This is a genomic window from Cobetia sp. 14N.309.X.WAT.E.A4, from assembly GCF_030397495.1.
In the GTDB taxonomy this organism is placed as follows: Bacteria; Pseudomonadota; Gammaproteobacteria; order Pseudomonadales; family Halomonadaceae; genus Cobetia; species Cobetia marina.
On record NZ_JAPNXT010000007.1, the window covers coordinates 41,898 to 66,540 of the forward strand.

Genomic DNA, 24,643 nt, shown 5'->3' on the forward strand with positions numbered 1-24,643 from the left:
CAGGAACATGCAATTTTCCCCGCGAGATGACCAGGCGTTCCATGGTCAGTTCACCTTCAAGAATTCCGACTACGCCATCCAGCGTTTTCCCTTCCCGTTCCCGGAAGATGAGTACCGTTACTCGGTCAATATCGAGCCACATGTCTTGCCGGGCAAGCCGGGTTCCATCACCGAGCACATGCTGGATATCGATGAGCATTATCTGAGCGAGATCGCCGAGCGTGAGCGGGTGCTGGCCAAAGACCCCAGACGCTGCCTGGTGATGCCACACATGCAGCCGGCAGCCTGGGACTTCCTCGAATTCGTGATGACGCACTACGCCCGGGACTATCCGCAGGCTTTCAGTCTCGAGCGCGACGGCGATGACTGCGTGTGGCGCAACCATCTGCTGGGGCTGGAACAGAGCTTCCGCATGGGCGATGACACCAGCCTGCCACTGCCGCCACTGGACTATATCGGCCGTCAGATGCAGGGCGATATCGCGTTGCTGGACCAGCGCGACGGTGACCTCTTCATGGACGCCGGCATGATCACCTGTCCGGCGGACTGGTCACTGGCCTTCGATGCTGGCATGAGCTTCAAGCAGTGGCATGGCCCGGTGCCGCTGGCGCATGAGATGGGCGTGTTCGATCGCGCGCTCAAATATCTGTGCGCCATTCAGGTCGGGGGGCCGGTGCGACGCCTCAACTGGACCATGACCATCCATCCGCGCATGGACAGCTCCCCGGAGACCTATGCCGAGTGGGGCAGTGATCGCACCACCATCACCGCCGAAAACGCCGGTCGTGATGTGCATCTGCGCGTCGAGCTGCAGACGCTGGTGCGCATGCCGCGCAGTCATGCGCTGTTCTTCGGTATCCGCACCTATCTGATCAGCCTCGAGGACCTGTGTACCAACCCGGTCTGGCAGTCGCGCTTGTTGAAGGTGCTCAAGACCCTGCCGGCGGAGCTGATCGACTACAAGGGGCTGACGCGCTATCTGCCCAGCGTGCTCGAGTGGCTGGAAGCCCGCGAGGCAAGCGTTGCGGCCAAGGCCGAAGCGACGGCGCAGGCAGCGGTCTAGGCCACGTTGCGGGCAAGCCGCTCTGGCTAAGAGCTCTTGATAAAGAGCTCTCGGCAAACAGCCCTCGGCACCGAGGGCGTGATAGGGCATGGATCGCAAGCCGCTGACGAAAGCGCTTGCGAATAACAACAAAGGGGAAACGCTGGTGAATATCGATGTGCTCCAACTCAGCTACGCGCTGGATACGTTCTACTTCCTGATGTGTACCGCGCTGGTCATGTTCATGGCCTGCGGCTTCGCGATGCTGGAATCCGGGCTGGTGCGCTCCAAGAATACCGTCGAGATCCTGACCAAGAATGCGCTGCTCTATGGCATCGCCTGTCTAGTGTTCCTGGTGGTGGGCTACAACGTGATGTATCCCGGTGACAATGCCATCAGCAGCGTAATTCCGGGGCTGTCGTTCATGCTCGGCGCTGACAATACCCTCAGCGACATCAGTGCTGGCGAAGGGGCGGCCTATTACTCCAGCATGGCGGACTTCATCTTCCAGGCGGTGTTTGCCGCCGCGACCATGTCCATCGTCTCGGGGGCCGTGGCGGAACGCATGCGTCTGTGGCCGTTTCTGATCTTCGCGGTGGTGATGGTCGCGGTCATCTATCCGGTGGAAGGCTACTGGAAGTGGGGCGGCGGTTTCCTGGATGCGATGGGGTATCAGGACTTCGCAGGCTCGGTGGTCGTGCACATGGCGGGCGCGGCGGCGGCATTGGCGGCAGTGCTGCTGGTCGGTCCGCGCAAGGGGCGCTACGGCGTGGACGGCAAGGTGCGTGCCATTCCGGGCGCCAACCTGCCGATCGCCATGTTGGGCATGTTCATCCTGTGGATGGGCTGGTTCGGTTTCAATGGCGGCTCGATGCTCAAGATCGCCAGTCTCGATGATGCCAACAGCGTGGCGCGTATCTTCGTCAACACCAATGCCGCGGCCTCGGCAGGGATGGTGGCCGCGGCGCTGCTGTCACGCGCCATGTTCGGCAAGACTGACATGACCATGGTGATGAACGGTGCCCTGGCCGGTCTGGTCTCGATCACCGCCGAGCCGTTGCTGCCGTCTGCCGGCCTTGCGGTGCTGGTCGGTGCGGTAGGCGGCATCATCGTGGTGCTGTCGGTGGTGGGACTGGACCGTCTCAAGATCGATGACCCGGTCGGTGCCATCTCCGTACACGGCTCCGCCGGCCTGTGGGGCATCATGGCAGTGCTGTTCTCCAATCCGGATGCGGCCTTCGGTACCCAGATACTGGGCACGCTGATCATCTTCGCCTGGATGTTCGGCGCAAGCTTGGTGGCGCTGCTGGTGATCAAGAAGGTCTGTGGTGGCCTGCGTGTCAGCGAGGAAGAGGAACTGGAAGGCATGGACATGCACGAATGTGGCATGGGGGCCTACCCGGAATTCGTCAACATGTCCTCCCCGTCACAGGGAGAAGGCACTGCGTCCGGGCATGCCGGCAAGGCGAGCGCTGCAGTCCCAGCTGCGGTGCTCAAGGGGGCGGCGCGTTGAGTCTGCCCCCCAAGTACTGGATTCCCCGAGTGAGGTGAGTCCTGTCAGCGTGTGATACGAGAAGGCCCGCCAATTGGCGGGCCTTCTCGTGTTCCAGGGTGAGCGTAAGGGGAAAGGGTGGGCAAGGGACAGGGAAAGGAGGGGGAAACAAGCGGGATGGTGGACGTCCCGGGATGAACAAGCAGCGACCAGACGGAAACTGCCTGTCAGCGGCGGTGCAGTCCCCCCAGCTCATGATTGATATGGCGGGCGCAGTCCATCAGCGCGCCGCGCAACAGCAGACGTCGGCGCTCGTCGGCCATCATCGCATCGGGGCCCGAGATATTGATGGCGCCCACCAGATGGCCGGTGTGGTCATACAGTCCCGTGGCGATGGCGGTGGCGTAGTCGGAGCGGCTCTCCACCCACCCCTGGCGGCGAGCCTCCTCGATGGCATCCTTCAAGGCCGGCAGGTTCTGGGGCGCCGGCGGTGGGTAGTCATCCAGACGGATCTGACGATAGAGCTGCTGCAGTTCATCCTCGCCCAGCACCGTGAGCAGGATGCGCCCCATGGCGCTGACATGACACGGCAGACGGGAGCCGATGGGGATGTTGACCGACATGCGCTGTGCGGCGAAGGCGCGGTAGAGATAGATGGCATCCGTGCCCTCACGCACGCTCAGGTGACATGACATGGTAGTTTGGTCGCGCAGGGTGTCCAGGTGGGGTGCCACTACCTCGACCAGGTCACGACTGGCCAGATAGCTGAAGCCCAGCGAGATGACCTGTGGCCCCAGTTCATAGGTGTTGCGAGCGATCTTCTTGAGATAGCCCATGTCGGTGAGGGTGATGACGATACGATAGATGGCCGAATTGGTGGTGCCCAGTTCCTCGGCGAAGTCATTGGTGGTCAGCACCTTGCGCCTGCTGCTGAACATCTCGAGGATTCTCAGCCCGCGAAACAGTGCCGGCACGGTGTAATCATTCTCGCGAGCAGGCGCGGTCGAGAGCGATGGGTCATCGGTCACGACATCCTGCCCGGAAGGGAGCGAGGCGTGGGAATCGGGCATACCTGGTTCCTTTTGCTGCGTATGGCGAGCCGTAGGTGAAACGCAGTCTCCCCGTCGCTGCCTGGAACTCAGACGACGACGGGGAGCGGGTGACAACGTGAGAGGCATGCGCGAGCGGATGCCAAGGTTGCGTCGCAATCGCTAGCCGTGATGATGGGCCAGCAGGGCAGCGGCTGTCACGGTCTGCCCCGAGTATTCGCGCATGGCATCGAGCATGACGCCCCACAGATAGTGGCTGGAGGCGATGTCGAACAGCAGGTGGAAGCAAGGGCACTGATGGCTTCCCACGTTGACGATGATCGCGTTGGTGCGTGCCACTGACGTCTGCGCGACGCTCCCGGGCGGGAAGGCCTCACTGCGCAAGTCCACCCCGCACAGCTTGGCCATCAGCGTCGGTACGCTGCTGCCACTCAGGCTGAACCAGGCGTGGGAATCCCGCCGTGGGAGGGAATGCACGCGCCTGCCCCGGGCCAGTGCGTCATCCGCCTGCGCGATGAGCGGCAGCTCGGCCACGCCCGCATCGGGGGTGATGGCCGGCGTCAGTTGCAGAAACTCGCCCACTGACAGCCTGACCAGCCAGCTGCCATCCGTCTGGAGCCTTGCCGTATTGGGCGTATCCGGCACCGTGAAGCCCAGCGAGGCCAGCCAGTCGGCGGCCTCGCGGCCGCGAACGCCTGCGCGTCCCAGGGCGCTCATGTCGGCGAGCGCACAGTGGCTGAGAACGGTTACCGTCACCGAATCACTTGATGCGTCGGTTGTCGACGCGCCGGTGAGGCTTGCCGGCAGTGCACAGCGCGCCAACGCCGTGGCGCCATCCAGATGGTCCGTCATTGATGTCGTCATTTCACAGCTCCTGGCGGGCAGACTTGGGATCAAAGAAGGGCAGTGCCACGACCTCGGCCTGGACCAGTACGTCGCCCTGGGTGCGGATGGTGATCTTGCTGCCGGGCGTACTGCTGTCGATTCCAGCGTAGGCCAGGCCGATGATGGCACCCAGCGTCGCGCTGTATTCACACGAGGTCACGTTGCCGGTGATGTCGCCACCGGGCTTGGCGGCGTCGGCGCTCTGTTCCCCGCCGCTGAGCACCAGCTGACCTTCCAGCGGTTGCGGGCTGTCCTTGGGCAGCATGAAGCCGACCAGCTTGCGGGTCTGGGGCTGGGCGGCAAGAATCTCAATCGCACGACGGCCGACACAGAAGGGCTTCTTGTGGCTGACTGCCCACTCAAGGCCGATCTCGCCGGGATGGCTCATGCCATCGGTATCCTGCCCGATGATGATGTGACCTTTCTCGAGACGCAGCAGACGCTGGGCCTCGACGCCGAAGGGGCGGATGTCGGCCTGCTCGCCTGCCAGCATCAGCAGGTCCCACAGCGCTTCGCCGAAACGGCTCGGCACGTGGATCTCGTAGCCCAGTTCACCGACGAAGCCGACCCGCAGCAGGCGGGCGGGAATCCTGCCCTGCGTGCCCAGCAGCTCGGTCTCGAGATGGCCGGTGCGCAGCTCCAGATAGGGGAAGGCCTGGGGGCTCAGGTCGATGTCGCGGCACACCTTGCTCAGCACCTCGCGGGCCTTGGGCCCGGCCAGATTGACGGCGCAGTAAGCGGCGGTGACGTTGGTGATATCGACATCGAGTCGCCACTGGGCATTCCACTTCAGCATCTGCTGGTAGACCCGGTCCACGCCGCTGGTGGTGGCGGTGACATAGAAGTGTTCCTCACCGAGGCGGCACGAGACGCCATCGTCGATGATCACGCCTTGCTCGTTGGCCATGGTGGCGTAGCGCGTGCGACCCACCGGCTGCTTGAGGAAGGCGAAGGTGTAGAGGCGGTTGAGCAGCTCGGCGGCATCCGGCCCGCGCAGCTCGATGCCACCGAGGGTCGAGACATCTATCAGGCCCACGCCGTTGCGCACGGCCAGCGCCTCGGTCTGCATGGCGTCATTGCGCTGCTCGGGGCGGCCATAGAAGGCCGGGCGCGCCCAGTGGCCGGCCGGCATCATGCTGGCACCGAGAGCCAGATGGCGCTGATGCATCGGCGTCTGGCGGTAGGGGTCGAAGCTGCGACCGGCCAGCAGCGGCAGCGGTTCGGCCACGAAGGGCGGGCGCGCGGTGGTCACGCCGGTCTCGCTGACGGTGCGCTGGGTGGCTTCGGCGACCAGACGCGCGGCCGGCAGTGCCGAATGACGGCCCTGGGACGGGCCCATGCCCAGCGTCGAGAAGCGCTTGACCAGCTGGATGTCGCGATAGCCATGGCGGGTGGCATTGAGGATGTCGCGGATCTGCAGGTCTTCATCCAGATCGACGAACTCCTTGCCCTTGGGGTGCGCGAACAGCGGCCAGCCATGCTGACGGAAGGGGCGTGACGGCGTGACGGCCGCAGGCTCATTCGCCTCAAGCGTGGCATCCACGATCTTGCCTGCCGCGGCAAGCCCGTTCAGGGCGGCGCTCGCGGCACGCTGACCATCGGCGATCACGTCCTTGAGGTGATAGAGGCCATTGGCGGAGCCTGCCATGTGTAAATGTTTCGGCAGGCCGCTGAGGCTGAAACGCGCATCGTCATCCAGATAGGAGAGCTTGGCGCCCGCCTGACAGGCCAGCTGGTAGACCGGCATGTAGCCCGCCGTCATGCAGACCAGATCACAGGGGATCACCTCTCCCTCGGTGGCCAGTTCGCCGCGCGCGATGATCTTGCGTACCTCGACGCCCGTGACGTGATGCAGCGACTTCTCCGCCAGCGCCTCGAAGATGGCGTGCTCGAGCTTCAAGGCGATGCCGCAGTGGCGCACCGCATCGGCAAGGCTTGCCTCATCGGGCTGGGCGCGCATGTCGAGCAGGGCGACGATGTTGACGCCGTGCTCCATCAGGTCCAGTGCCGCCAGATAGCCATCATCGCTGCCGGTGATCACCACCCCTTGCTTGCCCGGCAACACGCCATAGTGCTGCATCAGGCGCTGGGCGGCACTGGCGAGCATGATGCCCGGCAGGTCGTTGTTGCGAAATACCACCGGCTGATCGAAGGCGCCGCTGGCGAGAATGCATTCCTTGGCGCGCACCTTGTAGAGGCGCTTGCCGCGGATCACCGGCAGGTAGTTGTCGGTGAACCAGGCATTGCAGGTCGCCTCGGTCATCACGTCGATGCGCGGATGCGCCGTGACGGCCTCGCTCAGCGTCTGCAGTGTCTGGTTGGCCTCATGGCCTTCGGCGTCGAAGCGCGCATAGGTCAAGGCGCCGCCGAGCAGACGGCCCTGTTCGACCAGCAGCACGTTGGCGCCACCCTCGGCAGCCCCAAGCGCGGCCGTCATGCCGGCCGGGCCGGCGCCTACCACCACCACGTCGTGGAACAGATAGGCCTTGTCGTGATAGTGGTCGCGCACGTCCAGATTCAGGGTCCCGAGCCCGGCCTTGCGGCGAATCAGCGGCTCCCAGTACTTCCAGACGCCCTTGGGCTTGTAGAAGGCGCGGTAATAGAAGCCCACCGGCATGAATTTCGAGAACTTGCCCAGCCGCATGTCGCGGTCATTGTCCAGGCTGCCATTCACGTTCTGAGCAGTGACCTCGAGCCCCGGGCTGATCTGGCGCTCATCGCCCAGCACGTTGGGCTCATCCGGCAATTGCACCAGGGTGTTGGCATCCTGGCCGGCGAAGGTCAGAGCGCCGCGCGGGCGGTGATACTTGAAGGAGCGCGACAGTAGCCAGCGGCCATTGGCGGCCAGGGCGCTGGCGATGGTGTCGCCGGCAAAGCCCTGGTAGCTCACACCATCGAAGCTGAAGGTCACCGGCGTGTCACGGTCGATCAGTCGGCCCATCGGGGCTGGCAGACGTGCGCCTCGGGTCATGGGGACTCTGGCGTTCATGCGCGTTCTCCCGAGCTATCCGTGGTGTGCAGTGGAAACTCCACGCGCTGGGTGAAGCGCTCGGAGGGATCGAAGGTGCGCAGGATCTCGTCGGTCACGGTGTGACGCTCGGCGAGAAACCAGTAGCTGGAGGCGGCGTGCATCCACCATTCTGTGACGACACCGGCGGTGTTGTCGCTGAAGAAGACGTAGTCGGCCCACTCGCGATCACTGCAGGTATCGGGGTCTGGCATGTCGGCAAGCTCGCCGCCATACACGAATTCGCTGATATTTCGGGGCCCATTGAGTGGGCAGGGCATGATCTTCATCGCGGAAATCCTTGACCGTTGTTCTTGTACATCCAGCGTGGGGTGCGCATTCCCGGGCAGTCGTCGAGCCCTGATGGGGTGAGCCGTCGCGAGGCATCAGTGGCTGGCGGCAGTCGCGCCCATCTCGTTGACCTGGCGGAAGCGCGCGAAGCGTTCCAGCGCGAAGGGGGCGATCAGGTCCGGGGTCTTGCCGCCGGAGGCGACCAGCTCGGCCATGGTCTTGCCGCAGATCGGCGTCGCCTTGAAGCCCCAGGTGCCCCAGCCGGCATCCAGGTAGTAATTCTCGACGGGGCTCTCGCCCATGATCGGGCTGTAGTCCGGGGTCATGTCGGTCGTGCCCGCCCATTGGCGCATCAGGCGGGCCTGGGACAGGAAGGGGAACATCTCCAGCGCCGCGGCGATCAGGCTTTCCTTGAGGTCCAGCGTCGAGCGGGTGTTGTAGAGCGGGTAGGGGTCGGAGCCACCGCCGAACACCACCTCGCCACGGCTGGTCTGCTGCACGTAGCAGTGCAGGGCCGAGGAGCTGACGAGCGGGTCGAGGAACGGCTTGAATGGCTGGGTGACCATCGCCTGCAGCGGGTAGCTGATGATGGGCATGGTGAAGCCGGCCTTTCTGGCGAGTACCGAGCTGTGCCCGGCCACCGCCTGCACCACGCAGCCGCACTGCACGGTGCCGCGATTGGTCTTCACGGCGCGAATCTTGCCGCCTTCGACCACGAGGTCCTGCACCTCGGTGAGCTGGTGGATCTCGACGCCGCGCTTGGCGGCCTCCTTGGCGTAACCCCAGGCGACCGCATCATGCCGCGCGGTGGCGCCATCGATGTGCCACAGGCCCGCCATGACCGGCAGGTGGCCGGGGTCAAGATTCAGGGTCGGTACCAGCTCGCGGATCTGCTGGCGATCCAGCATCTCGGTGCGCCCGCCGAAGTGGGTGTTGACCTCGGCGCGCTGGCGGAAGGCGCGCACGGTGGAATCGGTGTGCGCGAGGGTCAGCTGGCCGCGTTCCGAGTACATGATGTTGTAGTCGAACTCGTTGGACAGTCCCTGGAACATGCGCACCGATTCGCTGTAGAAGCGCACGCCTTCCGGCGTCAGATAGTTGGAGCGAATCACCGCGGTGTTGCGCGCGGTGTTGCCACTGCCCAGGTAGGCCTTTTCCAGCACGGCGATATTGGTGATGCCGTGATACTTGGCCAGATAGTAGGCGGTGGCCAGGCCGTGCCCGCCGCCGCCGATGATGACCACGTCGTAGCGGGACTTCAGCTCCGTGGGCGGTGGGAGGTCGACTTCGGCCGGATACTCGGAGGACAGGCCGTACTTGAGCAGGGAAAAGGGCATCATTCACTCCCGGTACGCGCAGGCGTACCTCTAGTGGTTCAGGCCGACTGGCGACGCGCGGCAGTCAGGGTGTTGGCGAGCAGGCAGGCGATGGTCATCGGGCCGACGCCCCCCGGGACAGGCGTGATGGCGCCGGCGATCTTGCTGACCGCAGCGAAGTCCACGTCCCCGACCAGGCGGGTGCGCGCCTTGCCGGTAGGGCTTTCCTCGGCGGACTGCGCGATGCGATTGATGCCCACATCGATGACCACGGCGCCGGGCTTGATCCAGTCAGCGCCGATCATGTTCGGGCGCCCGACCGCGGCCACCACGATATCGGCCTGGCGGCAGAGTTCGGCGGGATTCTGGCTGCGTGAGTGCAGCTGGGTAACGCTGCAGTTGGCGGCCAGCAGCAGGCTGGCCATCGGCTTGCCGACGATGTTGGAGCGCCCGATGATCACCGCATGCAGGCCAGAAAGATCACCACCGCGCTCGGCAAAGGTGTCACGCAGCAGGCGCATGCAGCCGGTGGGGGTGCAGGGCGCCAGGGCATCGGCCCCCTGCACCAGTGCGCCGACGTTCATGCGATGGAAGCCGTCGACGTCCTTGGCAGGGTCGATGGCCTCCAGCACCGCGTCTTCCTGGATATGCGACGGCAGCGGCAGCTGGACGAGGATGCCGTGCACATCAGCGTCGGCATTGAGTCTGGCGACCAGCGCCAGCAGCTCGGCCTCGCGGGTCTCGCTGGGCAGGATGTGCTCGAAGGACTGCATGCCACACTCGACGGTACGCTTGAGCTTGTTGCGCACGTAGACCTGACTTGCCGGGTCTTCGCCGACCAGCACGACGGCAAGCCCCGGTATCACGCCTTGCTGCGCGAGGCTTGCGACCTCTGCCGTGACTTCCTCCAGCAGTCGCGTCGAGGCGGCCTTGCCATCGATCACGGCGGCGGTGGGCTGTGCGAGTGTCTCGTCCGCGATCGCGGTGGGTGTCGCTTGGCTATTCATGACTGCGCTTCCTCCCTTGGGTGACGGCCGATGATTCACACGTGGTCTGTCTTGAAGACTTGCTTTAAGACTTGTTTGACGCCTTGTTTGAAGACTTATTTGACGCCTTACTTGAAAATCACGGTGCGATCATTGGCGAGGAAGACGCGGTGTTCGATGTGATAGCGCACGGCATTGGTCAGCGCCTGGGTCTCGGTATTGCGGCCGGCGGCGACCAGGTCATCCGGGGCGAAGTTGTGCTCGACTCGCTGTACGGCCTGATCGATGATCGGCCCTTCGTCGAGGTCTGCCGTGACGTAGTGGGCGGTGGCGCCGATCAGCTTGACCCCGCGGGCGTGTGCCTGGTGGTAGGGCTTGGCGCCCTTGAAGCCGGGCAGGAAGGAGTGGTGGATGTTGATGGCGCGCCCGGCCAGCTTCTGGCACAGCTCATCGGAGAGAATCTGCATGTAGCGCGCCAGTACCACCAGCTGAGTGCCGGTTTCCTCGACGATGTCCATCAAGGCCGCTTCCTGGCGCGCCTTGGTGTCCTTGGTGATCGGCAGGTAGACGAAGCGGATGCCTTCGCGCTCGACCATCGGGCGCAGGTCCAGGTGGTTGGAGACAACCGCGGTGATCTGCATGTCCAGCTCACCCTTGCGATAGTGGTAGAGCAGATCATCCAGGCAATGGTCGAACTTGGAGACCATGATCAGCACCGGCATCTTGTCCTTGCCACCGTGGATCTGCCACTGCATCTCGAAGGGCGCCGCCACATCTTCAAAGGCCTGACGCATACGCTCGATATCGCCTTCGATGCCCGTGTTGAAACGGAAGCGTGCGCGCAGGAAGAACTGCCCCTTGTCCTCATCATCGTACTGCGCCAGCTCACTGATGTAGCACTCGTGAGTGGTCAGGAAGGTGGTGATGGCCGCCACGATGCCGGACGTCGCCGGGCAGCTGATGGTGAGGATGAAGTGATCGTCTGAGGTGCAGGTCGCGTGAGGCATTCTGGGCTCCGATGTCGGCAGAAAGGCATTGTTGTTGTGATATGAAGAATCTCATTCGCTGACGTGGTTTGGATTCGGTTTTTTCCTGTCAGTGACTTAATTTTCTTCTCAAGTAAATAACAATGTTTTTCTGGCGCTGGGTCAAGCCTGATCGACACGTCGACCGGTGTTAGCGTCCATGAAATGAAGACAATGATTCACTGATGAATTTTTACCGCTTTGGGGATCGAGGAGCAGGCTAAAGCCATGAGGCGGGAGAGGGTGGGGCAGGTGCCTGATGAGACACGCTCGTCTCGAGTTGGCTACAGCCTGCGAGCAACGTGAAAGGAATCGTCATATCCCGGTTGGGCAATTGCTGGCTGCAATATCAACACGTTAGTGTGCACTCATTGTATGCCTTGAGGTGTGACCTCTTGAGCCGGTATTCCTGCAAGACAATGAGGTAGACACGATGCGCACATTGACGATCGCGGCACTGATGGTGGCCAGCATGGCCGGTTCCAGCGTAGCGATGGCCGGCAACCCGGTCGATGATGGCCACGCTGCCAAGTCCCAGTACACCCAGCACAAGGACAGCGTCAGGACCTCTGCTCAATCCCACAAGGCGGCCGCTTCCGGGCAGGTGGCTGACAAGTCCTCTCACGTTGCCAGCAAGGCCCACGATGCCAAGTCCAAGGTGAGCGACAAGGCGAGCGATGCCGGGTTCAAGGCGAGCAACAAGGCGAGCGATACCAATTCCCGCTATCAGAAGAAGAACTATGCTGACGTGCTCAAGAACGAGCGCCACTGATGGCATGACGCTTTTGCTCGCCACGGCTTGAGTCGGGCAGTTGCCCGCTGTTGACAAGACCCCCTGAAGCCTCCGGTTGCAGGGGGTCTTTGCATGCCGGGCACGCTCCTTGAGATCCGCGCCTGACTGGCGCGGCAGGCGATGTGCCTCTGGTGTGCGTCATCAGACGCTGACGTCGCGTGTTTCATACGCTCGCCTCGACAAGATGCAAGCATTCGTCAAGCGAGCCTGACTGGCTTGCGAACATAAATATCAAGGAGTTAGTGTGCCACCACCCTGTCTCCCTGGACCCTGGTCTTCAGGTCAGGAAGGGGACAATTCGCGAGTAGAGAGGAGTAGGTACGATGCGCAGGATGACGATTGCAGCACTCATGGTAATGGGCATGGCTGGCTCCTCAGTGGCAATGGCAAATTCCTACACTGATGCGGCGAAGGACAGTGCCAAGTCCCAGTACACCACAGCCAAGGACAACGCCAGTTCCAAGGTGACTTCCCGGACTGACAGTGCCTCTTCCAAGGCCAGCTCTGCCAAGACCAAGGCAAGTGACAAGGCCAGCTCTGCCAAGACCAAGACAAGTGACAAGGTCAGCTCTGCCAAGACCAAGGCAAGTGACAAGGTCAGCTCTGCCAAGTCCACCAAGTCCAGCTACGAAGACAAGTTCAAGTGATCTGATCCCCTGGGTTCGGGGGAGTCATGTGACACCCAGCCCCCGTCAGCCTCAGGCTGGCGGGGGCTTTTTCGTGGGGGATCCCCAAGGCCGCGCAGGAGTCGTCTCTCGCCGGGAAGTGCGTTCTGCCCGGCACGTCATGAGGAGAATGGGCGAGCCGAGACGGACATTGGCAGATCAGTGGTCCGAAAAGGTCTCGACCAGATGCTGGGCGAAGGCCTGCACGCGGCGTGGCTGAGCGCGGGCGGGCGGGAACAGCAGCTGAAGCGGTGAGGGCGGAGCAGCCTGCTCCGGCAGCAGCTCCACGAGGCGACCCTCGCGCAAGTCGTCCGCCACGTCGACTTCCGATTTCAGGGCGATACCAAACCCTTCCAGACACCATTGGCGCACCAGTTCCCCATCATTGGCGATGCGATTGCCGCTGACGGTGACGATCTGCGGCACCTTGTGGTTGCCGAAGTGCCATTCATTGTCGAGGCTCTTGCCAAAGCGCATCACCAGACAGTTGTGGTGCTTGAGATCGGCCGGCGTCAGTGGTGCGGGGTGCTGCGCCAGATAGGCGGGAGAGGCACACAGCAGGCGGCGTTTCTGGCCCAGATGACGCACGCGCAGCGTGCTGTCCATGATGGTGCCGAAACGCAGCGCAAGATCGATCCCCTGACTGACGATATCGATGTAACTGTCCGACAGCAGCAGCTCTATCTCGATGGTGGGGTGCTGACGCTGAAATTCGGTGATGGCGCGTGACAGGGCGTTGCGACCCAGATCGCTCGGTGCGCTGATGCGAATTCGACCGGTGAGTGTCTGGGCACCCAGGCGGATGCGGGTCTCAAGCTCCGAGACACTGTCGAGCAGACCACGGGCTTCTTCCATCAGCGTGCGGCCCTCTTCGGTCAGGCTGATGGCACGTGTGGTGCGGTTGAGCAGCACCACCCCGTAGTGCGCCTCCAGTGAAGCCAGACGCTCCGATACCGTCGTCGGCGACAGTCCCGTCTCGCGCCCCGCGGCGGTCAGGCTGCCTTTCTCGACGATGGTCAGAAACAGCGCGATGTTGTCCAGTAGCATTGTGCGGTTTTTCCGAATTATCTTTGCGAAAAGGGGATGTTTATACGGACAAGGCTTGTGACTAGGATGATCACATCGCTTGAGCAACTCAAGCCTTCCTGACACATCACGGAGTTCCTGCCATGTCCCAGTTGACCATCATCGCCAATATCCACGCCAAGCCGGACCAGATCGAGAAGGTCAAGGCGGCGCTTCTCAAGCTGGTGCCGATCACCCGCGCTGAAGAAGGCTGCCTCACTTACACCCTGCATCAGAACAACGAGAACCCGGCACATTTCACCTTTCACGAGAACTGGGTCTCGCGTGAGCTGTGGCAGCAGCATATGCAGGCACCGCATCTGGAAGAGTACGTGGCAGCGACAGAAGGCGCGGTCACTGAGTTCACCTTGCAAGAGATGACGGCTTTCGCCTGAGGTGTGGATCCTGGCTTTTCATGGCGGCAACGCCTGACTTGCTCGCTTTCTCCCTCTGCAACGTCCACCCACTCGAGGCTGCCATGACAGACCCTATCCGCATCGGCCATATCGCGCTGTCCTTTCACGAAGCCAGTGCCTGGGAAGTGGCCCGTATTCTCGAAAGTCACGGTCATGACGTCACCTTCACCAGTGCGCCGCACGAAGCGGCCTTCGCGATGCTGGGGCGAGGGGAGATCGACATTCTGGCCTCTGCCTGGCTGCCGTCGAGCCATGAGGCCTATCTGGCACCTATGCTGCACGACGTCGACAAGATCACCGTCCTGTATGAACCCTATTGCATCTGGGGGGTGCCGGATCATGTGCCGGAAAGTGCCGTGGCAAGCGTCACGGACCTGCTGCGGGAACCGGCGCTGAGCAAGATGGAACCCTTGATCCAGGGCATCAATCCCGGTGCCGGCATCAGCCGCTTCTCGGCCGAGATCATCAAGCAGTACGGCCTGGGCGCAGCCGGGTATGTCTTCCGCACCGGTAGCGAAGCGGAGTGCTTTGATCGCTACGAAGCCGCCGTCGTCGAGGGGCGTTGGGTCGTGGTGCCGCTGTGGCATCCGCAGTTCCTGCATCATCGCTACCGGATTCGCGCCCTCAAGGAGCCCAAGGGGCTTCTGGGTACCCGGGATGACGCCACCCTGGTGGTGCGCAAGGACGCACGTCTGCGTATTGGCGCCGCGGCGCTCAAGGATCTCTCCCAGCTCTACATCGGCAATCCGCGTCTCAGTGAACTGGAAGATGAACTGCGCCGTCGCGCCTGATTCGTCACGCCTGATTCGTCACGTCTGAATCTCTATAACCCCCGGGCGATGACCACGTCATCGTCCAGTCTCTCTATCTCATTTTCATTGACCCTGCCGGCCCAGCGCACAGCGCCAACCGGCGGGCAAGGAGTCCCCATGCGTTTTTCTCGCCTCAAGACTGCCATTCTCATCGCCTCACTGGGCGTTGCCACTGTCGCCAGCGCCGCGCAGGCGGCCGCTGACAGCACGGCTGTGAACCCCCTGAATGCGAAAGTCGCCTCCCTGCGCGACGGCACGCTGACCACCGTCGCCGAATATTCGGACACCCGCCCCGGTAACATCACCTTCACGCCGGATGGCCGCCTGATCATGTCCCAGCAGCCACTCGATGCTCCGGCACTGCGCGTGGTCGAGATCACCCAGGACGGCAAGCGTGTGCCATTCCCGAACCTGGACTGGGCCGATGGCCCGGAAAAGGGCGAGGTCGGCATCGCCTCGATCATCGGCGTGCACTCCGACCGTCAGGGCGTGGTGTGGATGCTCGACATGGGCAGTCAGGACAGTGCGCCCAAGCTGGTGGGCTGGGATACCCGCAGTGATTCGCTCAAGAAGGTGATCCCGCTTGGGGGAGACAGCGTGCTGCCGATCTCCTTCCTGCAGGATTTCGTCATCGATGAAAGGCGCGGCAAGATCTATATCGCGGACATGACCTTCACTGCCCCCGCCTCCCACATGAAACCGGCCTTCGTGGTGGTGGATATCGCCAGTGGCAAGACGCGCCGTGTGCTGCAGAGCGATGAAAGGCTGATGCCGGTGGCGCATGACATGGTCATCAATGGGCGTCTGATGGCGGCCAAGGGCGATGGTGATGGCGAGGGAGAGCAGAGTGGCGGGCCGAAGCCCTGGTACCTGGGCTTGAACGCCATCGCCTTCGATCCGGCAGATGACGTCGTCTATTTCGGTGGCGTGAACGGCAGTGAGATCTATCGCCTGCCAGCGGCTGAGCTGGCCGATGACACTGCCACGCAGGCGGAACTGGCTCGCGCCATCACGCCTTACGCCGCCAAGCGCCCCAATGATGGCTTCATCTTCGATGCCAAGCGCGGCGGCATCATCGCCGGTGACGCGGAGCACAATGCACTGACCTTCTCATCGCCGGAGGGCATGTCGGTGATCGCCCAGGATGACGAGCGTCTGCGCTGGCCGGATGGCTTCGCCTTCGCGCCCGATGGCAGCCTCTACCTCACCACCAATCAGCTGAATGCTCACCCGGCGCTCAATCAGGGTGTCGATGGCAGCGACAAGCATTACTACCTGCTCAAGCTGACACCCGCCAACTGACAGGCTCTGCTTGCGGCAGGCGAAGGGCTTGTCTGGCCAGTCCTTCGCCCTGTCTTGCCTGTCAGCGTATTTCCCCAACGCAGGACGTGTCTGATGACCGTCCTGCGTTGTCGTCTCTCGCCTCTCGCCTCTCGCCTCTGTAGCCGACGACCCGCTGGCGTCTCCCTGGAGGCAACCCGCAAACTCGTTGCTCATTATCCGCTTTATCCGGATTAACTTTGCGGATATGGGTCGTTTTTACGCTCTGTCCATGGAGTTAGCATGGTGTCATCGCTTCACGGCAGGGTCGCTCAGTCAGAAGTGGTATCAGACGCAAGATGCATCTGATACCTGACACCCGAGATTGCCCTTGCCGCCACTGACATGATGTTCTGGAGAGACTCTGATGAAAGCCATTGGTTACTACGCTGCCGGTTCCATCGATCGTGATGATGCCCTGGTCGATATCGAATTGGAGACACCGGTCGCCACCGGTCACGACCTGCTAGTCAAGGTTGCCGCTGTCTCGGTCAACCCGGTGGACTACAAGATCCGCGAAAGCCGCGAGCCGGCCGCAGGCGAAGCTGCCGTCATCGGCTGGGACGCCGTAGGGGAAGTCGTCGCCGTCGGTGACAAGGTCACTTCCTTCGCCCCGGGCGACAAGGTCTGGTATGCCGGTGATCTCACCCGCGCCGGCACCAACAGCGAATTCCACCTGGTGGATGAGCGCATCGTCGGCCATGCGCCCAAATCCGTGGCGGCCCATGAGGCGGCTGCGCTGCCGCTGACCACGCTGACCGGCTTCGAGATGCTGTTCGATCGTCTGCGTGTCACCGAGCCGGTGCCGGGCGCTGCACGTGCCATCCTGATCATCGGCGGGGCCGGTGGCGTGGGCTCCATCACCATCCAGCTGCTGCGTGAGCTGACCGACCTGACCATCATCGCCACGGCGTCACGTCCCCAGACCCGCGAGTGGGTGAAGTCACTGGGCGCGCATCACGTCATCGACCACAGCCAGCCGCTGCCGGCCCAGATCGAGGCGCTGGGCATCGGTGCACCGGCCTTCGTGTTCTCGACCAACTTCTCCGAGCACTACGCGCCGCAGGTCGCCGAATTGATCGCTCCGCAGGGCCGTTTCGGCATGATCGATGATCCGCAGACCCTCGATGTGGTGCCGTTCAAGGGCAAGGCCGTGTCCATCCACTGGGAGCTGATGTTCACTCGCTCACTGTTCACTACCGCTGATATCGCGCGTCAGGGCGAGATCCTCACCAAGGTGGCGGGTCTGCTGGACACTGGCAAGATCACCTCCACGGCAACGGAGACCTTCGGCACCATCAATGCCGAAAATCTCAAGCGCGCACATGCCTTGCTGGAAAGCGGCAAGGCCAGGGGCAAGATCGTGCTTGAAGGCTTCTGATCGAACCCACTGCTGAGGCGGTGAAGTGAAAGGCGTGCGGCCGGGCAACCGGTCGCACGCCTGTGTCCGGGAGAGGGGCTGCCAATATCCTGGTCAGCGACGAGCGCCGGGCATCGCTGGCGCATGAAGGCGCGCAGGCCATCGTACACGGCAACCCTTGGCTCCCTGACCGCCTCACGGGGTGAGTCGAGACAGTGGCGGCAGTACGTTGCCGAGATCCCGGGGATCACCTCTCATCTGGGTCAGATGGGCGATATCTGGCGTCAAGTGCTTGTCAGGCATATAAAAGATCGTTCCGATGAGAGTTATCCGACCGCACATTGCGCTGCTGACGCGTTATGCTGAGAGGGGAGAACAGGGGGCCTGACACATCGCTTCCCGGGACCACTCATGGTTGTCTGAGCCGGGCTCAGGGCGCCAGAGGCATACAGCCTGACGAGGAGACAAGACATGAACAGGTGGTCATTGACGGGGCTGACTCTGGCGTTGGCGTTGTTGGGTGCCTCGGTGGTGCAGGCCGAGGCCGCGGATGACGGCAAGAGTCATGAAGAGCAGCTTAAGAAGAAGCACGAAGCGCTAGAAGGGCAGGCCAAGGCTGAACGCGTTCAGGCCGAGCAGATGCATGAGCTGAAGCAGATTCAGAAACAACGCCAGGCTGCAGAAGCGCAGGCGGACAAGGCGGTTGCGGACAAGGCTGTCCCGACCAAGGCCGTTGCGGACAAGGCCGCCCCGGAGACTCCTCCGGCAGGAAAGTCCGATGCGAAGGCAGCGTCACCTGGGCCTCTGCTCAGACGTGGCGGTCAGTTGCCCGATGCCTTGGCGTCTGACAAGGCGCTCTGGGTGGAGGACTGGCAGCGACATCAGCTACCCGAACCTAGCGCAGGTCAGCGCTGGCTCCAGCTTCGCAGCGGATTCGTCCTGACGGATATTCAGAGCGGCACCATTGAAGAGATACTGCTTGGGCCGTGAACCGCACTTCTGACATGGCACCCGTAACAGGATCTCGTCGTGTTGCGTGGTAACTCTGTCGGTAAGTCGCGACATCTGTGGGTATCTTGGCGACAACTTCGGTCACATTGTCGGGAAACGTGAAGAAATCTGCGCAGACTTGCAGAGTGCAGCGTAAGTCATCAGAATTAGGGAACAGTGTTTTCTAATTCCCGGTGTTGAACGTGCCCGGGCGTGACGAGGAGATCGAAGATGCGCAACCGCACCCTGACAGTCTGCAGCATGGTGATTGCCCTGATGAGCGCCTCCGTCGCGCAGGCGGCTCCTGATGATCGTGATGATCGTGGGCAAGGCCAGTATCAGCAGCAACGCAAGCACTCTCAAGGCAATCAGCAAGGTCAGAAGCACTAGGCCAAGCAGCAACATGCAGCGCAAGGACACGGTAAGGCCCGTGCGGGGCATCATTCCGCTGGGCCCCAGCACTGGAAGCGGGGCGACCACGTCTCGCGCGATTATTACGGCAACAAGCGTTACTGGGTAAGTGACTGGAAGGCACACCACCTATCCCGGCCGCCGGAAGGGCATCGCTGGTTGAATGTGGATGGCCGCTACGTTCTGACGGCCGTCGCGACCGGTGTGATCACGGCGATCATTCTCAATCAGTGATGCCGCCTGGACTGACAGTCCACTGACCACGCCATGGCATCGCACAATGAAAACCGTGTCATCAGAACCGTGTCATGGAAAAGGGGCCTCCAGATGGAGGCCCCTTTTTTCGTCTTGCGGTCAGCCGGGACAGCATCATCAGGCCAGCAGTGTCTCCAGCGCCTGGGCGACGCGCAGCAGCGCCACATCCTGGCCCTGGGGGCGTGACAGCATCAGGCCCAGCGGTTCCTCGTTCTGTGGTGCCGGCGCGGGAATCGAGATCGAGCTGGCATCCAGATAGTTGAAGACGCTGGTGTTGCGCAGCGCACGCTTGTTGAGCTGGGCAAATAGCGCGCCATCCTGCTCCAGCAGGTCACGACGCGGGGCACGCATGGCCACGGTCGGCATCAGCACCGCATCGACATCCTGCACCTGCTGGGCGAAGCGTTGCTGGATGGCGGTGCGCGGCCACAGGCGCGCCAGATACTCGCTGGCCGTGATGTCACGCCCGCCATTCAGGCGTTCGGCGATCAGCGGATCATACTGATCTTCATGGGCAGCCAGCAGTTCGTGATGCACGGCGGCCGCTTCCGGAATGACCAGCCCGCCGCGCTGATTGATGGCGTAAGCGGCCTCGATGGCCTCGACCGGCGCACGCTGGAGGCGAACACCCAGCCCCTCGAGTCGTTCCAGCAGGGCGGCGAAGTCGGCGGCTACATCGGCGTCCACTTCACTGACCAGCTCGCTCTCCGGCACCAGCAGCGTCAGCGGGCGAGTGAGGGGCGTCTGGTCAGCGACCTCACCGCTCAGGACTTCCCACAGCGTGCGACAGCAGGCGACGCTGGGCGCGATGGGGCCGATACAGTCCAGGCTCGGTGACAGCGGAAAGGCGCCATCTCCCGGCACGCTGGCCTGTGACGGCTTGAAGCCCGTCAGCCCACAGAAGGCCGCCGGAATCCGCAGCGAGCCGCCGGTATCGCTGCCCAGGGTCGCCGCGGCCAGCCCGAAGGCGACGGAGGCCGCACCGCCGGAGGTCGAACCGCCGGTGATGCGCTCGCCATCGAAGGGGTTGGGCGGCGTGCCGACGTGCGGGTTGAGGCCAAGGCCAGAAAACGCGAACTCGCTCATGCTGGTGCGACCGGCGTGCAGAATGCCGGCGGCTTTCAGGCGGCTCAGCGCCACAGCGTCCTGGTCGGCTGGGTGACTCTCTGCCAGTGCGCGCGAGCCTGCCAGCGTCGTCATGCCGGCCTCATCGAACAGATCCTTGATCGAGACAGGGACCCCTCCCAGCGGCAACGACGTCGCAGCCGCCTTGAGTTGCTGCTGGGCCGCTGCCTGCGCGCTCATGCCAGCATCATCGCGGCTGATGATGCTGTGGCTGGCGGTCTCACCCAGGGCCTGGTGGCGCTCGGCAAGCACCGTGGCAGTCTGCTCGGGACCGAAACTGCCTGCCTGATAGGCGGCCAGCAGCTGCGTCAACGTACGCTGGCGGGGCGAGCGCGCCCAGAATTCACGGGCGTTGTCCATCTTCACGCGCTCAGCGCTCATGCCTTCATCACTCATGCCACCACCTCAAGTTCTTCCACCTCGTAACGGTGCTCGATGCGACGACCCGTCTGCGGGTCGATCAGGCGCATGGTAAAGCTCGGGCTGGGGCGGATGCCACCGATCGCCGGCACGGTACCGCACAGCAGCACGCTGTTGGGGGCCAGGCTGCCATCCTTGGCGATGGCGGCGGGCAGGCGCTCCATCAGAGTGGCGACCGGCAGCAGCTCGGCGAGGGTGCCCTGCTGGTAGCGCACGGTCTTGCCGGCGTCCTCGATCTCGCTCTCGATCTCGAGGCTGTCCCAGTGATCGATGACCTCACTGAGCTTCCAGGCGTGGCGGGCAATCGGCTTGGCGCACAGCTGCTTGGATTCGGCGACGCCGACGGCTTCGAGCTTGCGGTCGGTGTGATCCGAGGCAATCGTCACCCAAAGGGTGCCCTCGGCGTCGCTGACCAGACAGGTCTCGACCTCACCGGAGCCTTCGCCGCCGAGCATCGCGACCTGAGAGGCCTGGGTCAGGGTCTCGCGGCTCACGCGGTAGAACAGCGGAGTCTGGGAGGGCGGTGCCACACCCAGCAGCTTGAGCTCGTCGATATGGTGCTGCACGCCCGCCTGGTCGCGTCCGGCCCAGCCGGCAATCGCGACGCGCTGGATATCAAGGGTGAATTCGCCGTTGTCATGGGTAAAGGTCAGCATGGTTTATCGCTCCGTTATCGGGGTTGTCGTTGTTCTTTGAAAAATTCTTGAATGAACGGTGGGGCGCCAATGACACCTGCCGGCTTGCCAGCAGGTGCCAGACTAGAGCAGGTTTACAGTGCCGAAGGCAGCCACAGCGCGATCTGCGGGAAGGCCACCAGCAGCGCTGCCATCACCAGCATCGCGCCCAGATACGGCAGGGTGCCGATGATGACGTCGGCGAAGGCTTCGCCACGCCGTGAGGCCTGCACGATGTAGAGATTCAAGCCGACTGGCGGGGTGATCAGCGCCAGCTCGACGAACAGGATCATCACGATGCCGAACCACACCTTGTCGTAACCGGCCGCGACGATCAGCGGGGTGACGATGGGAATGGTGATGACCATCAGCGACAGGGTCTCGATGAAGAAGCCGAGCACGATGAACAGCGCGATCACCGCCATCAGCAGCGCGAAGGGACCCAGGTCATAGGCTTCGAGCAGGCCGGTGACCTGCTGGACCATGCCGGAGGAGGCCAGCGCGAAGTTGAGGAAGGAGGCCGCCATGATGATGAACAGGATCATCGAGGTGGTCTTGACGGTGCCGTCCAGCGCGCGGCTGATCATCGACAGGTTCAGCGAGCGGTTGATGGCGGCGAGGCCCAGTGAGGCCAGCACGCCGATGGCGGCGGCTTCGGTGGGCGTCGCCCAGCCCAGATAGATGGAGCCGACGATGACGATGAACAGCACCAGCAGCGGCAGCAGGAACGACAGGCTCTTGAGGCGGGTGCTCCAGCTCGCGCTCTTGCGCGGGCCGCCCAGCGATGGCTTCCAGACACACAGCAGCAGCGAGGCCAGCATGAACAGCGCTGCCAGGCCGAGGCCCGGTACCAGACCGGCCATGAACAGCTTCGGGATAGAGGTCTCGGTCAGGAAGCCATAGACGATCAGGTTGATCGACGGCGGGATCAGGATGCCGAGGGTGCCGCCCGCGGCGATGCTGCCGCAGAACAGCTTGGGGTCGTAGCCGAGCTTCTTGCCCTGGGGGAGCGCCACGGTCGAGACCGTCGCCGCTGTGGCTACCGAGGAGCCGGAGGTCGCCGAGAACAGCGCCGAGGTGGTGATGTTGGCGTGCAGCAGGCCGCCCGGCAGCCACGACAGCCAGTGGTCCATGGCGCGGTAGGCCTTCTCGGCAATGCCGGCGCGCACGATGATCTCGCCCATCAGCACGAAGAGCGGAATCGCGATCAGCAGGAAGGAGTCCGCGGCAGACCACAGGTTCTGGCCCAGTGCCTTGGTCAGCGGGAAGAAGGAATAGAACTGGTCGATCCCGAAGGCGAGCAGAAAGAGAGTGACCGCAACCGGAATGCCGGCCAGCAGCAGGGTGAGGATACCTACCGAAAGAAAGCCCAACATCAGCGTGTCTCCTTGGTCGTGGAGGCCGCCTGGGCCAGAGCCCCTTCGCTTTCTCCGTGATCGGGGCCGGCCAGTGTTTCCAGCGTGGTGGTATCACGCAGACAGGCGGCAACGAGAACGCGCAGTCCCAGCACGCTGGTGGTGATCGCGAACCAGGCATAACCGGACAGCCACAGCAGCTGCGGAATCCACAGCGGTGTCGCCAGCGGGGTGTTGGCGGTGGAACCGTTGCTCAATGACTTGCCGAGCACCGGCCAGGCATTGATCAGAATCACCCAGGCCACCAGGTTCAGCGCCAGCATCGCGAGGATATCCAGGGTGTGGCGCGAGAAGGCCGGCAGCTTGCCGTGCACGACATCGATACGGATGTGGGCGCGCTCCATCAGGGTGTGGGACAGACCCCACGCCGAGAGCATCGCCAGCACATAGCCGGCATATTCGTGCACGCCGGGCAGCGGATGATTGAACAGTTGGCGCATGAGGATTTCCGCGCCGATGAAGACCACGACGGCCAGCAGCAACAGGCCCATCAGGCGTGCGGCATGGCGCGATATCGCGCGTGTCAGGGACACGAGGACATCGAGTGCGTGAAGGAAGGAGTTCATGAGTCGGGTCCTGCTGGGGCGGTGAACGACGCTGATCCGTGCCAATCAGGCGAGGTGCGGGCGTTCAGCGCCGTGTCTCTGGGGAGCATGTCTGCCGTATCCGGGCAGGGCGGGGCTATCGGCCCCTGCTCGCGAACAGCCCTTCGCGAGCAGGGGCCGGTGGATCACTCCGCGGTGGCGGTCAGGCCGACGACCTTGCCGACACTCTCGTTCCAGGCCGTGCGCGTCTCGGCATCGACACGTGCCGCCCAGGCAGGCAGAACGGTGTCCTCGAGTGCGGCACGTGCGCGTTTGGCATCGTCATCGCTGAAGTCGACCAGCGTCATATCGGCGCTCTTGCCCAGCGGGCAATCGCCTTCGCCGGTCAGACAGGCCACGCCTCGCGCGGTCTCGCCACGCGCGTTTTCCCACACCGGCGCGGTGAACTCGCTGTCCACCTGTTGCTGGATCAGCGTCTGGCTATCAGCGCTCAGGCTCTGCCACTTGTCCTGATTGATGGCGGTGATCACGTAATCCCAGCCACCCAGCGGCAGCGGCATCAGGTGGCTGGAGACTTCGTGCCAGCCGGCGCTGTAGCCGGAGAGCGAACCGGTGACGGCGCAGTCGATCACGCCACGTTCCAGGGAGCCCGGCACCTCGTTGAAGGCGATGTTGAGGCTCTGCGCGCCCAGCGCCTCGATGAACTCACCGGTGGAGCGGCCGCTGGCACGTACCTTCTTGTCCTTCAGACCATCGAGCCCTTCGATCGGGGTATTGCAGAACAGCACCTGGGCTGGATACGGCACGATCGCCAGCACATGGCTGTTGAAGCGCTTGTTCATGGCGGATTCGGCCAGTGGGCGGAAGGCTTCGGCCACCTTCTGGGCATCCTCGGCCGTCGGGGCCATCATCGGCAGATCCAGACCTTCGAGTTCCGGCGCGTCCGACACGGTGTAATCCGCGACGGTCATGCCGACATCGAAGACGCCATCGCCCAGGTAGCGATAGACGTCGGAGCCGGGGATGCCCATCTGGTCGAAGGTGGTCACCTGGGTGCTGAGTTCACCGCTGCTGGCAGCTGGCAGCGTCTCGCTCCAGAAGGGCTTCTCGAACTGACGGTTGAGCTCCAGACTGCTCCAGCTGCCTACCACGTTGAGGGTGTCGGCAGCATTGGCGCTACCGGCAGCGGCGAGAGCGAGACCAAGGGCGGAGAGGGCAAAACGTGTCTTCATGGGAGTCACCATTGTTGTTGTGCATCTGGTGTTATCGAAAGAATCTGACGGT

At 63.2% G+C, this 24,643-nt stretch carries 23 protein-coding genes and 1 pseudogene; 11 read left to right on the forward strand and 13 right to left on the reverse strand.

The window, feature by feature from the left end; translation table 11 throughout:
• Window positions 1-7: 7 nt before the first annotated feature.
• The gene (locus OW493_RS10920; RefSeq protein ID WP_191236886.1) at window positions 8-1,063 is read left to right on the forward strand and encodes a DUF3445 domain-containing protein; all 1,056 of its coding nucleotides are present in this window, start codon (window positions 8-10) and stop codon (window positions 1,061-1,063) included.
• A 145-nt stretch (window positions 1,064-1,208) separates the two neighbouring features.
• Window positions 1,209-2,555 carry an ammonium transporter gene (amt, locus tag OW493_RS10925; RefSeq protein ID WP_169477139.1) on the forward strand — a complete coding sequence of 449 codons (1,347 nt, stop codon included), beginning with the start codon at window positions 1,209-1,211 and terminating at the stop codon, window positions 2,553-2,555.
• Window positions 2,556-2,761: 206 nt separating this feature from the next.
• On the opposite strand, the gene OW493_RS10930 is transcribed toward amt, so the two are convergent.
• The 7 genes from OW493_RS10930 to purU form a co-directional block, all read right to left on the reverse strand.
• Window positions 2,762-3,604, reverse strand: a complete 843-nt coding sequence (locus tag OW493_RS10930; protein WP_084208839.1) for an IclR family transcriptional regulator — start codon at window positions 3,602-3,604, stop codon at window positions 2,762-2,764.
• A gap of 141 nt (window positions 3,605-3,745) precedes the next feature.
• Window positions 3,746-4,447 carry a hypothetical protein gene (locus OW493_RS10935; RefSeq protein ID WP_289864154.1) on the reverse strand — a complete coding sequence of 234 codons (702 nt, stop codon included), beginning with the start codon at window positions 4,445-4,447 and terminating at the stop codon, window positions 3,746-3,748.
• 1 nt (window position 4,448) lies between these two features.
• On the reverse strand, window positions 4,449-7,457 hold the full coding sequence (locus OW493_RS10940) for a 2Fe-2S iron-sulfur cluster-binding protein (RefSeq protein ID WP_289864157.1): 3,009 nt from the start codon (window positions 7,455-7,457) through the stop codon (window positions 4,449-4,451).
• Window positions 7,454-7,765, reverse strand: a complete 312-nt coding sequence (locus OW493_RS10945; protein WP_054555966.1) for a sarcosine oxidase subunit delta — start codon at window positions 7,763-7,765, stop codon at window positions 7,454-7,456. The genes OW493_RS10940 and OW493_RS10945 overlap by 4 nt, the downstream gene beginning before the upstream one ends.
• Before the next feature lie 96 nt (window positions 7,766-7,861).
• Window positions 7,862-9,103 carry an FAD-dependent oxidoreductase gene (locus OW493_RS10950; protein ID WP_192838123.1) on the reverse strand — a complete coding sequence of 414 codons (1,242 nt, stop codon included), beginning with the start codon at window positions 9,101-9,103 and terminating at the stop codon, window positions 7,862-7,864.
• A gap of 38 nt (window positions 9,104-9,141) precedes the next feature.
• Window positions 9,142-10,089 (reverse strand): bifunctional methylenetetrahydrofolate dehydrogenase/methenyltetrahydrofolate cyclohydrolase FolD, encoded by a 948-nt coding sequence (folD, locus tag OW493_RS10955; RefSeq protein ID WP_191236890.1) that lies wholly within the window; start codon window positions 10,087-10,089, stop codon window positions 9,142-9,144.
• Window positions 10,090-10,196: 107 nt separating this feature from the next.
• On the reverse strand, window positions 10,197-11,075 hold the full coding sequence (gene purU, locus OW493_RS10960; protein WP_077377058.1) for a formyltetrahydrofolate deformylase: 879 nt from the start codon (window positions 11,073-11,075) through the stop codon (window positions 10,197-10,199).
• Between the two features lie 451 nt (window positions 11,076-11,526).
• On the opposite strand from purU, the gene OW493_RS10965 reads away from it, so the two are divergent.
• The gene (locus OW493_RS10965) at window positions 11,527-11,865 is read left to right on the forward strand and encodes a hypothetical protein (RefSeq protein ID WP_289864165.1); all 339 of its coding nucleotides are present in this window, start codon (window positions 11,527-11,529) and stop codon (window positions 11,863-11,865) included.
• A gap of 383 nt (window positions 11,866-12,248) precedes the next feature.
• Window positions 12,249-12,533 carry a hypothetical protein gene (locus OW493_RS10970; RefSeq protein WP_136937961.1) on the forward strand — a complete coding sequence of 95 codons (285 nt, stop codon included), beginning with the start codon at window positions 12,249-12,251 and terminating at the stop codon, window positions 12,531-12,533.
• Window positions 12,534-12,710: 177 nt separating this feature from the next.
• Here the strand turns inward: OW493_RS10970 and OW493_RS10975 are convergent, their stop codons facing one another.
• A complete protein-coding gene (locus OW493_RS10975; protein WP_136937960.1) occupies window positions 12,711-13,598 on the reverse strand; it encodes a LysR family transcriptional regulator in 888 nt (295 codons plus the stop codon).
• Window positions 13,599-13,720: 122 nt separating this feature from the next.
• Here OW493_RS10975 and OW493_RS10980 point away from each other — a divergent pair, with 122 nt between their 5' ends.
• From OW493_RS10980 to OW493_RS17225, 7 genes and pseudogenes are all read left to right on the forward strand, one after another.
• Entirely contained in the window at window positions 13,721-14,011 is a 291-nt protein-coding gene (locus OW493_RS10980; RefSeq protein WP_024952318.1) for a putative quinol monooxygenase, read from the forward strand.
• An 83-nt stretch (window positions 14,012-14,094) separates the two neighbouring features.
• Window positions 14,095-14,823: a glycine betaine ABC transporter substrate-binding protein gene (locus OW493_RS10985; RefSeq protein WP_136937959.1), complete on the forward strand. Its 729-nt coding sequence runs from the start codon at window positions 14,095-14,097 to the stop codon at window positions 14,821-14,823.
• Window positions 14,824-14,961: 138 nt separating this feature from the next.
• Window positions 14,962-16,146 (forward strand): L-dopachrome tautomerase-related protein, encoded by a 1,185-nt coding sequence (locus OW493_RS10990; protein WP_169477138.1) that lies wholly within the window; start codon window positions 14,962-14,964, stop codon window positions 16,144-16,146.
• Window positions 16,147-16,531: 385 nt separating this feature from the next.
• The gene (locus tag OW493_RS10995; RefSeq protein WP_289864171.1) at window positions 16,532-17,545 is read left to right on the forward strand and encodes a zinc-binding alcohol dehydrogenase family protein; all 1,014 of its coding nucleotides are present in this window, start codon (window positions 16,532-16,534) and stop codon (window positions 17,543-17,545) included.
• A 465-nt stretch (window positions 17,546-18,010) separates the two neighbouring features.
• A complete protein-coding gene (locus OW493_RS11000) occupies window positions 18,011-18,514 on the forward strand; it encodes an RcnB family protein (protein WP_289864173.1) in 504 nt (167 codons plus the stop codon).
• Window positions 18,515-18,745: 231 nt separating this feature from the next.
• Complete coding sequence (locus tag OW493_RS11005; protein ID WP_289864175.1) at window positions 18,746-18,904, forward strand: hypothetical protein; 159 nt, start codon at window positions 18,746-18,748, stop codon at window positions 18,902-18,904.
• A gap of 93 nt (window positions 18,905-18,997) precedes the next feature.
• Window positions 18,998-19,159, forward strand: a pseudogene (locus OW493_RS17225) (RcnB family protein); the annotation flags it as partial.
• 138 nt (window positions 19,160-19,297) lie between these two features.
• Here OW493_RS17225 and OW493_RS11010 read toward each other — a convergent pair.
• From OW493_RS11010 to OW493_RS11030, 5 genes are all read right to left on the reverse strand, one after another.
• Complete coding sequence (locus OW493_RS11010; RefSeq protein ID WP_289864176.1) at window positions 19,298-20,701, reverse strand: amidase; 1,404 nt, start codon at window positions 20,699-20,701, stop codon at window positions 19,298-19,300.
• On the reverse strand, window positions 20,698-21,381 hold the full coding sequence (locus OW493_RS11015) for a DUF2848 domain-containing protein (RefSeq protein ID WP_077377034.1): 684 nt from the start codon (window positions 21,379-21,381) through the stop codon (window positions 20,698-20,700). Before OW493_RS11015 ends, OW493_RS11010 begins: the two co-directional genes overlap by 4 nt.
• A 113-nt stretch (window positions 21,382-21,494) precedes the next feature.
• A complete protein-coding gene (locus OW493_RS11020; protein WP_077377031.1) occupies window positions 21,495-22,775 on the reverse strand; it encodes a TRAP transporter large permease in 1,281 nt (426 codons plus the stop codon).
• Window positions 22,775-23,380: a TRAP transporter small permease gene (locus tag OW493_RS11025; RefSeq protein ID WP_054555982.1), complete on the reverse strand. Its 606-nt coding sequence runs from the start codon at window positions 23,378-23,380 to the stop codon at window positions 22,775-22,777. Before OW493_RS11025 ends, OW493_RS11020 begins: the two co-directional genes overlap by 1 nt.
• A gap of 164 nt (window positions 23,381-23,544) precedes the next feature.
• Window positions 23,545-24,591, reverse strand: a complete 1,047-nt coding sequence (locus OW493_RS11030; RefSeq protein WP_289864182.1) for a TRAP transporter substrate-binding protein — start codon at window positions 24,589-24,591, stop codon at window positions 23,545-23,547.
• Between the last annotated feature and the right edge of the window lie 52 nt (window positions 24,592-24,643).

What these genes read in the sequence shown, in the direction of transcription:
- OW493_RS10980 (WP_024952318.1), top strand. Translation starts at nt 13,721, where the DNA reads ATGTCCCAGTTGACCATCATCGCCAATATCCACGCCAAGCCGGACCAG.
- OW493_RS10970 (WP_136937961.1), top strand. Translation starts at nt 12,249, where the DNA reads ATGGCTGGCTCCTCAGTGGCAATGGCAAATTCCTACACTGATGCGGCG.
- OW493_RS10920 (WP_191236886.1), top strand. Translation starts at nt 8, where the DNA reads ATGCAATTTTCCCCGCGAGATGACCAGGCGTTCCATGGTCAGTTCACC.
- OW493_RS10940 (WP_289864157.1), bottom strand. Translation starts at nt 7,457, where the DNA reads ATGAACGCCAGAGTCCCCATGACCCGAGGCGCACGTCTGCCAGCCCCG.
- OW493_RS10985 (WP_136937959.1), top strand. Translation starts at nt 14,095, where the DNA reads ATGACAGACCCTATCCGCATCGGCCATATCGCGCTGTCCTTTCACGAA.
- OW493_RS10930 (WP_084208839.1), bottom strand. Translation starts at nt 3,604, where the DNA reads ATGCCCGATTCCCACGCCTCGCTCCCTTCCGGGCAGGATGTCGTGACC.
- OW493_RS10995 (WP_289864171.1), top strand. Translation starts at nt 16,532, where the DNA reads ATGAAAGCCATTGGTTACTACGCTGCCGGTTCCATCGATCGTGATGAT.
- purU (WP_077377058.1), bottom strand. Translation starts at nt 11,075, where the DNA reads ATGCCTCACGCGACCTGCACCTCAGACGATCACTTCATCCTCACCATC.
- OW493_RS11025 (WP_054555982.1), bottom strand. Translation starts at nt 23,380, where the DNA reads ATGAACTCCTTCCTTCACGCACTCGATGTCCTCGTGTCCCTGACACGC.
- OW493_RS10935 (WP_289864154.1), bottom strand. Translation starts at nt 4,447, where the DNA reads ATGACGACATCAATGACGGACCATCTGGATGGCGCCACGGCGTTGGCG.
- folD (WP_191236890.1), bottom strand. Translation starts at nt 10,089, where the DNA reads ATGAATAGCCAAGCGACACCCACCGCGATCGCGGACGAGACACTCGCA.
- OW493_RS11030 (WP_289864182.1), bottom strand. Translation starts at nt 24,591, where the DNA reads ATGAAGACACGTTTTGCCCTCTCCGCCCTTGGTCTCGCTCTCGCCGCT.
- OW493_RS10990 (WP_169477138.1), top strand. Translation starts at nt 14,962, where the DNA reads ATGCGTTTTTCTCGCCTCAAGACTGCCATTCTCATCGCCTCACTGGGC.
- OW493_RS10965 (WP_289864165.1), top strand. Translation starts at nt 11,527, where the DNA reads ATGCGCACATTGACGATCGCGGCACTGATGGTGGCCAGCATGGCCGGT.
- OW493_RS10950 (WP_192838123.1), bottom strand. Translation starts at nt 9,103, where the DNA reads ATGCCCTTTTCCCTGCTCAAGTACGGCCTGTCCTCCGAGTATCCGGCC.
- OW493_RS11020 (WP_077377031.1), bottom strand. Translation starts at nt 22,775, where the DNA reads ATGTTGGGCTTTCTTTCGGTAGGTATCCTCACCCTGCTGCTGGCCGGC.
- OW493_RS11005 (WP_289864175.1), top strand. Translation starts at nt 18,746, where the DNA reads ATGCGCAACCGCACCCTGACAGTCTGCAGCATGGTGATTGCCCTGATG.
- OW493_RS10945 (WP_054555966.1), bottom strand. Translation starts at nt 7,765, where the DNA reads ATGAAGATCATGCCCTGCCCACTCAATGGGCCCCGAAATATCAGCGAA.
- OW493_RS10975 (WP_136937960.1), bottom strand. Translation starts at nt 13,598, where the DNA reads ATGCTACTGGACAACATCGCGCTGTTTCTGACCATCGTCGAGAAAGGC.
- OW493_RS11010 (WP_289864176.1), bottom strand. Translation starts at nt 20,701, where the DNA reads ATGAGTGATGAAGGCATGAGCGCTGAGCGCGTGAAGATGGACAACGCC.
- OW493_RS11015 (WP_077377034.1), bottom strand. Translation starts at nt 21,381, where the DNA reads ATGCTGACCTTTACCCATGACAACGGCGAATTCACCCTTGATATCCAG.